The 12632-nt window shown below is 63.3% G+C and carries 9 protein-coding genes; 1 reads left to right on the forward strand and 8 read right to left on the reverse strand.

The window, feature by feature from the left end:
- Positions 1 to 15: 15 nt before the first annotated feature.
- The 4 genes from ACOCMM_RS13050 to ACOCMM_RS13065 all read right to left on the reverse strand — a co-directional run bounded on the left by ACOCMM_RS13050 (position 16) and on the right by ACOCMM_RS13065 (position 3425).
- The gene (locus ACOCMM_RS13050; RefSeq protein WP_419553574.1) at positions 16 to 1260 is read right to left on the reverse strand and encodes a hypothetical protein; all 1245 of its coding nucleotides are present in this window, start codon (positions 1258 to 1260) and stop codon (positions 16 to 18) included.
- 232 nt (positions 1261 to 1492) lie between these two features.
- Positions 1493 to 2596 carry a hypothetical protein gene (locus ACOCMM_RS13055; RefSeq protein ID WP_419553575.1) on the reverse strand — a complete coding sequence of 368 codons (1104 nt, stop codon included), beginning with the start codon at positions 2594 to 2596 and terminating at the stop codon, positions 1493 to 1495.
- A 65-nt stretch (positions 2597 to 2661) separates the two neighbouring features.
- On the reverse strand, positions 2662 to 2907 hold the full coding sequence (locus ACOCMM_RS13060; RefSeq protein ID WP_419553576.1) for a hypothetical protein: 246 nt from the start codon (positions 2905 to 2907) through the stop codon (positions 2662 to 2664).
- A 236-nt stretch (positions 2908 to 3143) separates the two neighbouring features.
- Complete coding sequence (locus tag ACOCMM_RS13065; protein ID WP_419553577.1) at positions 3144 to 3425, reverse strand: hypothetical protein; 282 nt, start codon at positions 3423 to 3425, stop codon at positions 3144 to 3146.
- Between the two features lie 69 nt (positions 3426 to 3494).
- Here ACOCMM_RS13065 and ACOCMM_RS13070 point away from each other — a divergent pair, with 69 nt between their 5' ends.
- A complete protein-coding gene (locus ACOCMM_RS13070; protein WP_419553578.1) occupies positions 3495 to 4466 on the forward strand; it encodes an HNH endonuclease in 972 nt (323 codons plus the stop codon).
- Positions 4467 to 4582: 116 nt separating this feature from the next.
- On the opposite strand, the gene ACOCMM_RS13075 is transcribed toward ACOCMM_RS13070, so the two are convergent.
- From ACOCMM_RS13075 to ACOCMM_RS13090, 4 genes are all read right to left on the reverse strand, one after another.
- Positions 4583 to 6160, reverse strand: a complete 1578-nt coding sequence (locus ACOCMM_RS13075; RefSeq protein WP_419553579.1) for a response regulator receiver domain — start codon at positions 6158 to 6160, stop codon at positions 4583 to 4585.
- Positions 6157 to 9045, reverse strand: coding sequence for an ATP-binding protein (locus ACOCMM_RS13080; RefSeq protein WP_419553580.1), 2889 nt, complete (start codon positions 9043 to 9045; stop codon positions 6157 to 6159). Before ACOCMM_RS13080 ends, ACOCMM_RS13075 begins: the two co-directional genes overlap by 4 nt.
- Positions 9042 to 9371, reverse strand: a complete 330-nt coding sequence (locus ACOCMM_RS13085) for a DNA cytosine methyltransferase (protein ID WP_419553581.1) — start codon at positions 9369 to 9371, stop codon at positions 9042 to 9044. The genes ACOCMM_RS13080 and ACOCMM_RS13085 overlap by 4 nt, the downstream gene beginning before the upstream one ends.
- A gap of 295 nt (positions 9372 to 9666) precedes the next feature.
- The gene (locus tag ACOCMM_RS13090) at positions 9667 to 12528 is read right to left on the reverse strand and encodes a DUF1156 domain-containing protein (RefSeq protein ID WP_419553582.1); all 2862 of its coding nucleotides are present in this window, start codon (positions 12526 to 12528) and stop codon (positions 9667 to 9669) included.
- Positions 12529 to 12632: the final 104 nt, after the last annotated feature.

Consider the following 12632-nt stretch of genomic DNA (forward strand, 5'->3'; position numbering starts at 1 on the left):
TTCGGCCGGTTCTCCTCAACCGGCTGCGCCAGCACCAACTCTGAGGCACCCAAGAGATCCGATGGCTTGGAGCCGCATCATCCGCAGGGACGAACGGGCTGCAGCCAAATTTGGTTCGAGCCACTCTTCGCTGCTGTGGTGGCGCTGCGCGACAAAGCGCAACCAGCGCGGAAACGCCGACTCGACCGTGGAGAACCACTCTTCGTAAGGCGGGTGTTCATGCGTCTCTTGGCACTCGTCGCACATCCAGCCATGCGAAGGCAGCCACAGTGCCACGAACGTCTCGACTCTCAGCGGCGTCCAGTGGTACATATCGCGGTCCCTGCACACCTGCGAGAAAGTTGCCATGGAACTCATGAGGTCGCTGAGTTCTTGTACGTGCTCGCCCAATGCAAGCGGCTGAGCTACGAATTCGACGATGCCCAAGATGTCGAGGTCGGCATCAGCACCGCCGACATCACCGTCTTGCGCGCCGGCCGGCAGCAGTTGCATCCGCTGGCCGACAAGCGAGCGCATTTCGGCATCGTCCCAGTCGGCATCGTCCCAGTCGCCATCCCATCCTTCGCTCGCCGCTAGATCGCGCAGCGCCTGGTCGAACTGCTCAAGTCCGGGTTCGAGAATCGTCCGCGCGTGCGCCAAGGTGAGCTCCTCCAGCGAATGACCTGGTTCAAGATTCCGGTCCTTGTCCGCGATCGCCGGCTGCAACGAGAAGCCAAAGAGCACACCGAGGCAGAACGGGTGCACGCCGAACGACAGCTCATGGCGCGATCCGTCGGGCCGGGCGTACTCGATGAACAACTGCCAGTGCTCGTCCCATTCATCTCGGATCTTCACGGCACGCACCGGTTCAGCCATACCCAGCTTCGTTGCCCACTCAGGCACCGCGACCCCGTCGGCGACATGGCGATCGAGCACGCCACGAGCCTTGTCCCGAATGCCGTGCGGCCCGTAGGAGGCGAGCGCCGCCGCGATGACTGCGCCAGCTGGGCCTGGGTTGGATCTCGCATGCGTCATTGCGGCCCCGGCGCTGACGCCATCGCGATTCCAGTCCGTGGCGATGCCACAGCCGATCAAGCGAGACACATGCACATCGGCCTCGTCGATGTCGCTCAACTCCTCGGAGAAACGCAGAGCGTCTTCGCCGAGCATGCGCAGATGAAGTTGCGTCTCGGATTCGATCTGCCGAAGCCGCGGCACATCCTGGGGGCGGGTGCCCTTGGGGGTGACTCGGCTGCGGGGGCTTCGCCGCTTTCGAGCCATCAGTCACACTCCCCGATGAGTGCGAGCGATGCCGTCGCTGGCACCGAACGTGTTTGGCGGCGGTCCATCCTTGTCTCCCTTTTCGAGGCCCGGCATGGGCTCGCGTGCATGGCGTCGCAACGTTGTGATGCGAATGCCGGTGCGTTCGCGGACTCCCGCCGTGATCGTCGTCCGGCAGGCTGCTCTCGTGTAGCACGCGTGGGGCTGCCGCAGGCGGCAATTCTCATGGGGCTCACGTCGGATCGGTGGCGGTCGGCAGGTGCGGGCCGATGTATCCGATGTGGATCTTGCCGGTCTCACCTCGTGTGTCGTCGAGAAAATGCAGCCGTGGCGCCGTCGGCCCTTGGTCAATCTTGACGTGAGCCGGCATCAGCCGTGCACCAGACGGATCGAGCACTTGGTCGACCGGGAGCTGCCGAGACCTGCAGAATCTCTCCCCGTTGGTCACGGACTCTGATTCGCCCATCGCCACACGGTTCGCGCTGCATGCGTGCTCATGGCCACGGCGCTCACACCAGTGCTTGAAGTCGCCCTCACGATGGGCGTCAAGCGCGTACGCGTGAAGGGCGAGCAACACGCGCATCACCGCCTTGCCTCGGGCGGCGCGACGCCCTGACTGGTCGAGCGTGCTGCCAGCATTCTCGGCTACGGCTTGGGGAATGCTGAGCGTCGGCAGGTGTTGTTGGGCGGCTTCGATAGCCGCGGCGACACTGCGGACCCGGTTGCCATCGGGAGTGCTGCGCACAAGTTGCAGAGCCTCCACTGTGCGCCGTTCGGCATTTGCGACACGCATTCGCAGCTCGGCAGCATCACCGGTCTCGGCCGTGTGACTCGGCTTCAGGTCCTCGCTGCCCGCAGTGCCGATGTCGTGACCTTCCGAGACGGTCGCAATTGCCTCTGCGCGCAACCGGCGGTTCTCGGCGACCAGTTCATCTCGTTCGCGTCGGACCGATGTGAGTGCGTAGACAGCGATCCCGCGGTTCTGTTCGGCTGAGTCGGCCGCAGTGTTCGAGGCCGCAAGCAAGGCGCCCATTCGGCGGCACTCGTGGTGCTGCTCGACAACTCGGCCGCGCAGCCGCCTGATACGGTTGACAAGCTGATCGTTCGCCCGCATGGCTTCGTCGAGGTCGCGCTTGCACGAGGCCAGTTTGCTGCGGGTCTCGATCAGCGCTGCCCACGTCTGTGCTGCCTCCAGCTCGCTCTCGGCAAGTTCGTCACGGGACGCCACGCTCAGGTCCGCATGGACATCGGTAGCTTCGCATCGGCGACCTACCCGCGGCGCGATCGCGAAGCAGATCGGGCCGGCTGCCTGCGGTCCGGTGCGTCGGCGGCTCATATCGTCTCCTGGTTCCGAGATCGGGTGCTTGCGAGCGCGATCTCAGCAGGGGGGTGTGACAAGCATCAGCCCGGAAGGCGAGCGGCAACGTACGGCGACCGGCGCTCTGGTAGCCGCAGTTGAATCACATTGTCAGGAACGATTTGCAGTTCGCCTCCATCCGGATCGTCGAGGACTTCGGAACCGTCCTCGACGAATACGACGTACGTCGGCTCGTGACTCCCGCCCAGCCACCGAGCGATGCTGATGACCAGGTACAAGAGGCAGCCACCGATGAGGGCCAGCAAGAGGAAGGCAACTGCAGCAGCCACGGTCAGCCCCCCAATCCCTGAAGTCCGCTACCTGCGGTGGTTCGCGATCGGTTCATGGTGATCCCCCTCTGCGGCTGGAGACTTCGTCATGGGAATCTCACCAGAGCGGTGTCACGTGAATGCCAATGGTGATGAGATGCTTGCCCACGACAGGCCATACGACGCAGCCTGCGACGACATCGACCGGCTCGCAAACCGGCACGCTCACCTCGGCCCGGCACCGGCTCTGGCAGCGATCAGAGCAACTGCTGCTGAGACGGCCCTGCGGAGCGGGCTGCCGCCGCGAGGGCGCCCTTGCGCAGGCTGGGCCACGCGGCGATGAGGCTGTTGCAGGCGTTGGCCTCGGCAGCCGAGCCCTTGTCGTCGGCCTTCTGGTAGAGCAAGTAGGCGAGCTGGCGAGCCCGGTCGCCGTTGCCGCCGAAAGTGTGGAGCAAGTCCGCGGCCTCGAACTCGGAGGGACACAGGGCGCCAACGAGGTACAGCAGCGCCTCCCAGACCGTGAACCGGTCGTCGCGCACCGAAGGTTCCCCTCACCGGAGACCCTGACTGCCAGCAACCTCTGCGGGTCGCAGGCTTAACATCGTCGCATGCCTTCGCTGGCAGCGCTTCTGGAATTGACCGATGACGAGGCACGTGGGCAGTGGGGACGCATCTTGCAGCGGGTCCATCGATCGCCGCAGGAACCGTACAACTCGGTTGAGGTTGTCCTGTGCTGCGCCTTGTTCCGCATCGTCGATCCCCATCGCTTCGGCGGGCGCAACATTCACCTGATTCCAAAGGAAGTCGCGTACCTAGCGGAATTGTTCAATCGATCGACGCGATCAATCAACATCAAGATGCTGAATCTCGACAACTCACGTCCGAACGGTGCCGCTAGCGACGTGCCGTTCTACGACGCGATGGCTGCGGACCCGGTCCACTTCACCGCGCTTTACGAGTGCGTAGTGCGGGCAGCCAGACAGATGGGCATTGGCCCCGATCGTCTGCCCGACTTCGTCGATCGCGACACGGCAGGTACCGCCTTGATGCTCTGCCAGGACAACTTGCCGCATGGTCCTCTGATGGAGGCGGTGGAAACTGTTGCCGCCCAGATCAGAGCGAGGCAGTTGGCAACAGATGACGCACAGACTTTCCGTGTTGCAGAGCAGAAGATCCGACTCGGACAGCATCGATTCGCAAGGAATGTGCTCGAGAACTACGGACACCAGTGCGCATTTTGCGATTTCGCACCCCGCTCGCTGCCGCGTCAAAAGCTCCTGATCGCATCCCACATCAAGCCGTGGGCGGTTTCTAACAACGCTGAGCGGCTGGACGCTGCAAACGGAATCGCCTCGTGCCCGATGCACGATGCTGCGTTCGATGTCGGCCTGATCACGGTCAACGGCGGCCTGCGAGTGCATCGAGCAGGGCCTTTGCAGCGCAGCTTGGCACTCGATGCTGGCGTTGACCACAACTTCGGCAATGCGCTGCGGTCGAAGCTACGGTCACCCAGCCGTGCCGCGCCCAACAGCACCTATCTGGCCTGGCACCAAGAAAACGTCTACGCCGACACGCTATGACTCGCGTTCCGCTCCCGATTCGTCGTTGTCGCCGAAACCCCTCGGCAGAGACACACCGCATCAAACTGTGACGCTCGGCTCAATTGGCCGGAAAGAGTCCTCGAATCGAATCCGGCCTACGACCGCGCTCTTCGCCGCAGCCACTCTGACTGGTCAGTCCCGATGCGTGTGGCGGCCGAGCCAAGAGTGTGGACCACCTGAGCCGCTAGGTCGGATCTCAAGCGAGTGACCACGCGATAGCGAATGCCGTCCTCGTCGGTGAAGTGCCAGTTCGGCGGACTGCCCTGAGCGACTACCGCTTCAGCGATGTTCGGCGCGAATCGCACTTGTTCCAGCTGATGCAGATGCGTGACGAACGAGATGCCAGTAGGCGCGCCATCAGGAGGGCAGATCATCGCCTTGGGTGTGTCGGCGTCCACGAGGACTGGAACAAGCGGGAACGCTCGCGGCTCCCGCAACCGCACGCTGTCGCATACGGGCTGAACGCACAGCCACATGTGCTGGCCGGCATCGTGACCAGCCTGCTGAAGTTCCTCTGCCGTTGGCTCACGTCTGAGAACAACGCCAAGCTCAAGCCGGGGCGGCGCGCCGCCAAAACCGTTCGAGTCGATGAGAACTGCAAGTTTCTCGTTGGACGGCCCGGCGTCAGTCATCGCCGCCGCCAAGTCGGCAGATGCCTCCGTGACCGCCGAATCGCCAAGCCCAGTCCCGGCGAGTCCCTGCGAGATCGCCTGGCGAACCAGTTCGTCGTCATTGAGCTTCTGGAGACCAACGGCAACTCTCGGCGAACGTCGCAGCTTCGCTGCCAGCGGCCCTGCGTCGCCAGATGCGGTCGCTCTCGCAAGCGGATCCGACGAAGCATCGATATCCCAGATGCTGGACATCTCTGCATCGCGCAGCGCAAGCTCCATGTCACCGCTCAACAAGCGAATGAACTGCGCCGCTGCTTCGTCGGGGTCCGGCAGAAGCGCGCGATGGATCAAGGCACCCGCGTCCAGTTCTGAGTTGAAGGTTGCAAGGATCCGCGGTGCCGATTCGCGCAGAGCGTTGATGCCGCTGAATGCGAACTCAGGCATGAGCCCCTTGAAGACCAACTCAAGGTCGTCGCGGATCATTCTCGGCAGCCGCTCGTAGTCGACGTCGGGCTGCCGTCGGTCCTCCCCGCCAGTCAGTTGCGGACCTGGCTTGCCGAAGACGAGTACGACCGTGTGTTCCCGCCGGACTATGCAGTCATCCACGCTTTCGAATTCGGCTGCATCGATGAGACGCTGAACGACACCGCTGAGGCTGTGCGCTCCGGTGAACACCACGATGACGGTGAGACGTTCGGGATACTGCGTGGCTACCGCGTCAATGGCTTCGACGGTCGCCGAGTCGTCGCCATCGATGAGCCAGTCGAGTATCAGCAGGTCCGCTATCTGCGCGCCTTGCAGAACCTGCTGCACCAGCACCGTCTCGCTGTCGGCGGCTTCGAGCACACTGCACACCACACCGGATGCAAGGAACGCGCGAACCAGTTGCGCTGGTTGAACCGGTGTCTCGTCTTCCTCAGGTGGCGCAACGAGGCCCAGTGCCGGGTCCCTGCCCGTGTCTTCGACGAATCGGTTCTGAAGTCGCTCGAGCGGCCCGTAGTCGGCGGCCACGCGGTCGTCGATCAGCAGCGCAGTTCGGAAGTAGTCACTGATGGCGGTCATCGCGGAGGCTGTCGGGGGCCTATCAGGAACTCAGCACCATTGCGGCAATCGCCGAGACTGATCAACCAGCCCGCCCGGTCGAGCACTTGGCTAGCGATGGCAAGACCGAGGCCGCTGCCGCCCGGTCGTGTGGTGAAGCCGAAGTCGAACACACGGTCGGCAATGTCGTCGGCGATGCCTGGGCCGCTATCTCGATAGATAACCGTGTCGCCCTCGCATTCGAGTTCGATCACGCCGGACACACCTGGCGCGGCTTGCTCGATCCAATACAGGCTGTTGTCCACGAGATTGACGAACACGGGATAGAACGTCGATGCGTACCCCTCGATCTTGAGGGCCTGAAAACCACGGCTGGGCGCGAGGGTGACCTCGGCGACGCGCATTCGCTCGTAGAACAGCTCGCCGAGGAATCGTGAAATGTCGCTGCCCTTGATGGTCGTCTTGGTGCGTCTAATTCGTCGCTGCATCGGAGTCAGCAGAGTGAGGTAGCTGTCGAGATGGTCGAAGTCGCGCCGCAGGTCCTCGTAGAGACCGCCGAGCTGCGGGTTCTTCTTGGCCCACGAGCCCACCCGCCGCACATCTCTGCGGATGCTGGCCACCGTCTGGCTGAACTCGTGGTCCACCACAGCCAGCGCCTTGCCCAGCTGCACGAATTCCAATTGCGCATCTGCTTGTTCTCGAAGCTCCACGATCTCAGCATCCGCCGCAGCAGCGAGCTCGGTCGGCGTCGGCGTGCCAACGTCGAACACAGCCCCGCTGGAGCGAACAAGATTCGCGACCCTCATGAATGCCCTGCTCGCATCGGCCCCCAGCAAGTCGAGCTCTCGCTCGAATTCGGCCTGCTCCTCGATCCAGCCTCGACCGTCCGATGCGCTCGGCTCGGCCAAGGCCCGCAATCGCTGTTCGAAGTCGGTCCGCAGACCGTCGAGAACAGACCTCACACTGCTGCTGATTGCAGCCAGGGCACTCGTCCCTTCGCTCTCCGCCTCACGCACGCGGCTTTGCACGGAGCCAATGCGCTCCCGGACAAATTCCCTGCGCTCGCGTTCGTCCAACTCCTTGGCCGCGAGCCGGGCCTCGGCCGCCGCAGCTAGTTCGTCGACGGTTCGCAGTGCAGGCTGGATGTGTGACTTTTCAACATCGGAGATCACGCGCTCAACCTGAGCCATGTCTCGACGCATCGCGTCCGTCGGGGCGAACCCCTCGGGCTCGTCGAAAGCCAGCGGTTCGACAAGCCGCTGGAGCGCCCGCTTGGCATCATTCACTTGTCTCGTCGCTGGTTGCAGGCGTTCCGCAGCATCGAGGCCGGCACGCAGGGCATCCACGATGCCCGCAGCCTCGTCGCCGATGTCCGTAGCGTCGAAGTGCCGTTCCGCGGCAACAAGCTGGCCCCTGAGCCTCCGTCGGCCGGCACCGGCCAGCCTGTCGCGTTCTTTGCGCAACCGGTCTTCTCTCACGAGACGCTCCCGGCCGCGCTCGTAGGCGCCGACTTCGGGTGCATTGGAGCGGAAGTACCGGGCGGCGAGTTCCACGAGGAGGTTCACAAGCAGCCGCCGGTAGTCGGAGTAGGCGCGGCCGCCGGCGAAACCCTCCCTGCCTGCTTTCTCGCGCAATCCGGGATTTCGCTGGCTGGAGAGGCAGATGGCCCCGAACATCCGCCGATAGGAGAAGAAGTAGTAGCCAGCCCCGAGTGATCGTCGCTCTTCGATCTCGAGGTAGTCCACGTCAGGCCTGCCGTACGGCTGCACCCGAATCCCGTCCTTGTAGACGTACAAGCCGCCAAGCTTGCGCAACTTGGCGTTCATGACCCGGAACGCTTCGGGATCGAGCATCGACTCGCTGGCCATGCCTTGCACGACCCCGACCTCAAATGTGAACGGCCCGCATCGCGGTGGCGAGGCATCGGGGCAAGGGATCTCGAATCCGGTTGCGTCTTCACCGAAGACCCTGATGGTGCCTGCGAAGTTGCCGGCCTTATCGAATTCGCCCCGTATGTGGTGATCCGCCCGGCCGAAGTCAGGCGATTCAAAGAAATCACCGGGATCGAGCCGACTCTCGCTGTCACCCCCGCCGCGATGTTCCACGAAATCAACTGAGAACTCGGGTGTCGTCGGGCTTCCGAGCCAGTCATCGGTGAAGCCGTGCAGCGTCCGGTCGAACAAGGAGGCCTCGTTCGATCCCTGGGACTCGAATTCGGCCGAGAGCTCGTCCGATACGGGCGAGATAACAAAAGTCGTGCCGTTCGCACCGAGTATGTCCAAGCCTGGAATGTCTCGGCGTGGATCGTCAGGCAGCGCGTCAATCGTCGAACGAATGTCGTCAAGCTGTCGTTGCCAAGTCCCCGAGCCGTCCTTGCCCCGAAAACGCTCCACCGCCTCGCACAGGGGGGCCTTGAGGCGACGAACGTCAGCGTCGGTGAACTCATCCGCATCTAGCTCGATCAGGCCCACTGGCACTTCGTCGAGGTCGATGCCCGGCAGCTCGAACATCTGCCAATTCACAAACGCGGCGATCGCCGGGTAGCCGCTCCGCTTCGATGCCACTAGCACTTGACTGCCTAGCGCCCCGATGGCGAAACGGCCGATGCCCTTCTCGCCGAGTTGCACTCTCGGCTGCATACCCGGTGGCTTGGCCATGTGCGAGCGCTCCAGCTTGGACTCCGTGGCGATCGTCAGCCACGACCCCTGAAACGTCGCAAGGTCCATGCCTACGCCGTCATCGCTCACCACGAGCGTGTCGAGCTTGCGGTGGTAGTCGGCGATGACGTATGTGGCGTACGCGTCGTGCGCGTTCTTGAATAACTCGCTCAACGCAGTCGGCAGGTTGGCGATCTGCTGCCTGCCAAGCATGTCGACCGCTCGCGCACTGGCTCGGAACCCAGTCATGCCGCGTTCCTTGCCGCAACATCATCACCGCAGAGCCGTGCCTCGGATGGCTCGATCGGGATGCTGCTGCCTGACCCGCGCGCCTTGTCAACATGGCTGGCGGAGTGCTCTCCGATCTGGCGCGCCTCCGACTCGACCTCATGGGGTCCGAGATGCCGGATGTCACGCTGGACGGTCTTCACGTCGGGAGAGTTCAGTTTGAATGTCTGGACAGCTTCCTCGTCCCAGTCCGTGGCGAACGCAGGTCGCACCCCGGCATCGGCGAAGCCTCGCGCGGTCCCCCCGCAACCCGAGAAGAAGTCTGCAAGGACGATCTCGCTGCTCATGCGACTTGCCCCATCTCGATCAGCTCCGCCACACCCGGCTACCGAACGGCTTGGCCGGCCAAGCTACTTCGGGCGCAGCCAACACTGAGGCGGTTCGGCTCCGACGGAGCTTTGAGACACCGTGCGCCTGCGTTGCAGCATCTGAAGCAATGCTCGACGGACTAGGCCACGCGTGCTGAAGGATGCCCGCACTCATGCGCTTACCCAACCACGACGGTGTGACATCGGCACAGGGCACCCAGGGCACCACCACTCGCCTGCTGGCGCGCCGCCATCAGTGCAGACGCATCCGCGATCACAGCAGCTCCTGCTGGGCAGGAGCGATGGCGCGAGCGGCGGCTGCGAGGGCACCCTCCCGCAAGCTGGGCCAGGCAGTGATGAGGCTGTTGTAGGCGTTGGCCTCGGCGGCCCAGCCGTTGTCGTTGGCCTTCTGGTACAGCAGGTAGGCGAGCTGGCGTGCTCGGTCGCCGTTGCCGCCGAGCGTGTGGAGCAGGTCCGCGGTCTCGGACTCGGAGCGCTCCAAGGCAGCAACCAAGTACTGCAGGGCCTCCCAGATGGTGAAGCGGTCGTCCTCGGCAGGTGACCATGACTGCTCGAGTTCGTCACGCCGGTAGAGCCGAAACTTGCCACCGTGCGCCTCTCCGATGCCCGACTCGTCAAGCCCCTGAAGCGACGTGTTCTTGGCCTTGGCCACGCTCTCCGCATCGCCAGAGGACCCCGGTTCGTACTGGTGCTCGGCGAACCAGGTCAGTGCGAACCGCGTGTCGCGGTCCAATTCGGCTTCTTCGCCGTCCAGCACCTCACCCAGCACATCGTTGATGATCGACAGCGCCGCCGACACACGCATCGCCGTCCCGTCAGCCTCAACCACCTTGGCGTACCGGGAGAACACCTTGATCCCCGGTCCGATCGTGGACTGCGCCATGTCGACTGGGGCGATGTTGCCGGACTGCAGGATGCGCACGGCTTCGGGCAACTCGGTCCGCAGCGCCGCGATGAACTCCCCACGCGTCGCCATTGGCGCGTGAGCCGGTAGAGATCGACACGTCAAAACGATCGACGACGACAACGCATTGGTGCCCGACGCGACAAGGCGATTGGCAAGTTCGGTTCGCATCGGCCATGTCGCCGTGACCTGCAAGCCGGCGTCGATGATCGCCTGCAGGAAGGTATCCCAGCCGGTACTGCGTACCTCGCCGTCGGCCGACTCGGTGGCCTTATAGGCGTAGTACACAGTCGCCGGCACATCACCATTCGTCTTGGCAGCCAGCGCTGCCATGAAAGCCGCCATACCCGACTCAAAATGCTCGGCGGCCTGTTCTTTCGATCCGGCCCGGTGGCGGTTCGCTATCAACTCATCCGCTTTCGGTGTCAGCAGCGTCGAGCACTCGTCCGGCCACACATCCGCCAGATTCTTGCGAAGCCAGACATAGAAAAAGTCAGACAAGTTGGCGTAGCCGACATTGTCGTAGTACGGAGGATCAGTCGAGACGGCTACGCCCGCCAGCTCTCCGACGCGAGTGCGGGCATCCCGCTGTACCGCTACCTCCTTCCATTCGCCTGACGGGTCCTGGCCTGCAATATTCACGCCATGCGGCCACTCTGTGGCGATTCCGTTTGCTCCGCTGTTCGTTGCAGGGAGGTGTGAGATCGCCTTGACTATCCAGTTGACCATCCCCATCCAGTTTCCCGTGGATGACGAAAACGGGTTGCCTTCCGCAAAATCCCACGTCATCTGAATCGCTTGCCGCCCGAAGGTGTTGCGCATCTTCTCGCCACTGTTGTGCCAAGTGCAGATCGTCGACCAGTAATCAGCGCACTTGTCGATCACAAACGCCAAGTAGGTCACGACGGCATCGGCGTATGCAATCGCTCCTCGGCCGCCATCCCGCAGCCGAGTCTCGTCGTCGGCCATAACAGCAGCGATTGCATCGGCCAGCACTTTGGCAGCGACGTCACACAGCAGGTCCGAAAAAGTAGTTAACGCCGTGAGCTGACGAGGTGTAAACAGCTTCCACCACTCGTCGAGGCCGTACAGATCGATCGAAATACTGCGCGGATACGGGTCCAACCCACTCCTTGGAACAGCATCGGGCAGTGGGACTTGTGCAGCTGCAGCTTGCTTCTCCGAAGTAGGGCAATACAACCTTCCAGCTGGGCCTTCCACGACTACGGCTATCAACTGGGCGCCCAGCAAGCCATGACGTCCTGCTGATCGAATGCGCTCCACAGGTATCGCAGCTCCAGTAGCGAGGCATATTCCGTTGCCTCGGTTCACGGTGCGTTCTTGACTCGGCTCACTACCTTCGCGGATGCCGTAGCTGATTGTCTGTCTCTCTCGGTCGATGAACGGCTCGATCCAGACGGTCGGTTTGCCCTTCTTTTTGGAGAGTGTCCACGACGCCACAAGCGGCACATGGCCCGACCAGCTCGGATCGGGCGATTCCACCGTCCGCGCCCAGATCCACGCAATTGGTGTCAGCTTCTCGCCGTCGGGGCCGATGGCATCCGGGTAGAGGTGCCCAATTCGCCGTTCAGCCTCGTCGCGCATCCAGCGTCCGTACGCTTCCACGTCCGCCGCCAGCCCCTGTGCCCGCTCCCAGGTGGTCAGGCTCTTGTCAACATCGAGATGTACCGGCGGCAGGCCGGCGAATCGAGGCGGGATTTCGATCATCGCCTTGTTGATGAGCACCGCAACCGGGTTCAGGTCCCCCGCCAGAGCCGTCAACCCAAGCCGCTGAGCCTCCAGCGGAATCGCCCCGCCACCAGCAAAAGGATCCAAGATCGGCGGAGGTCCCTCTGGGAACGCCCGGTCGATCTCGGCTCGGGCAACCGCAAGCACATCGGCGTCGTTGGAGTTCTCCCATTTGACCAGCCGTTCCAAGATCCGAAACAGCCGCTGCCGCTCAGCCTCCTGTGCATCCGCGGTCAGCAGCAAGTTGCCACCCGGGTCCCGGTACCCCTCGGCCGACGGATCATCCACCAGCGATGCCCAGATCACCGCTCGAGCCGCAGCCAGCGGCCGTCGCGCCCACCACAGGTGCAGCGTCGACGGGTGCCCATGCCGAATCGACTTCTCCCGAGCAGCCTCAGCGTTGATCGCCGCCAGCGGCAGCGCCACCTCAATCAGCTTCGGCTTGTATGCGGCGCCTGTCACGGACCGTCACGGTAGCCAGTGACGCCACCGGTCAGAGTTGCCAGCAGATGCCACGATCCGGCACCCACGCCGTATATGCAATTTCATTATCTTTCATATTTCCT

The sequence above is a fragment of the Candidatus Poriferisodalis sp. genome (assembly GCF_965198245.1).
Classification (GTDB): domain Bacteria; phylum Actinomycetota; class Acidimicrobiia; order Acidimicrobiales; family Poriferisodalaceae; genus Poriferisodalis.

What these genes read in the sequence shown, in the direction of transcription:
- ACOCMM_RS13080 (WP_419553580.1), bottom strand. Translation starts at nt 9,045, where the DNA reads ATGACTGGGTTCCGAGCCAGTGCGCGAGCGGTCGACATGCTTGGCAGG.
- ACOCMM_RS13070 (WP_419553578.1), top strand. Translation starts at nt 3,495, where the DNA reads ATGCCTTCGCTGGCAGCGCTTCTGGAATTGACCGATGACGAGGCACGT.
- ACOCMM_RS13055 (WP_419553575.1), bottom strand. Translation starts at nt 2,596, where the DNA reads ATGAGCCGCCGACGCACCGGACCGCAGGCAGCCGGCCCGATCTGCTTC.
- ACOCMM_RS13085 (WP_419553581.1), bottom strand. Translation starts at nt 9,371, where the DNA reads ATGAGCAGCGAGATCGTCCTTGCAGACTTCTTCTCGGGTTGCGGGGGG.
- ACOCMM_RS13075 (WP_419553579.1), bottom strand. Translation starts at nt 6,160, where the DNA reads ATGACCGCCATCAGTGACTACTTCCGAACTGCGCTGCTGATCGACGAC.
- ACOCMM_RS13050 (WP_419553574.1), bottom strand. Translation starts at nt 1,260, where the DNA reads ATGGCTCGAAAGCGGCGAAGCCCCCGCAGCCGAGTCACCCCCAAGGGC.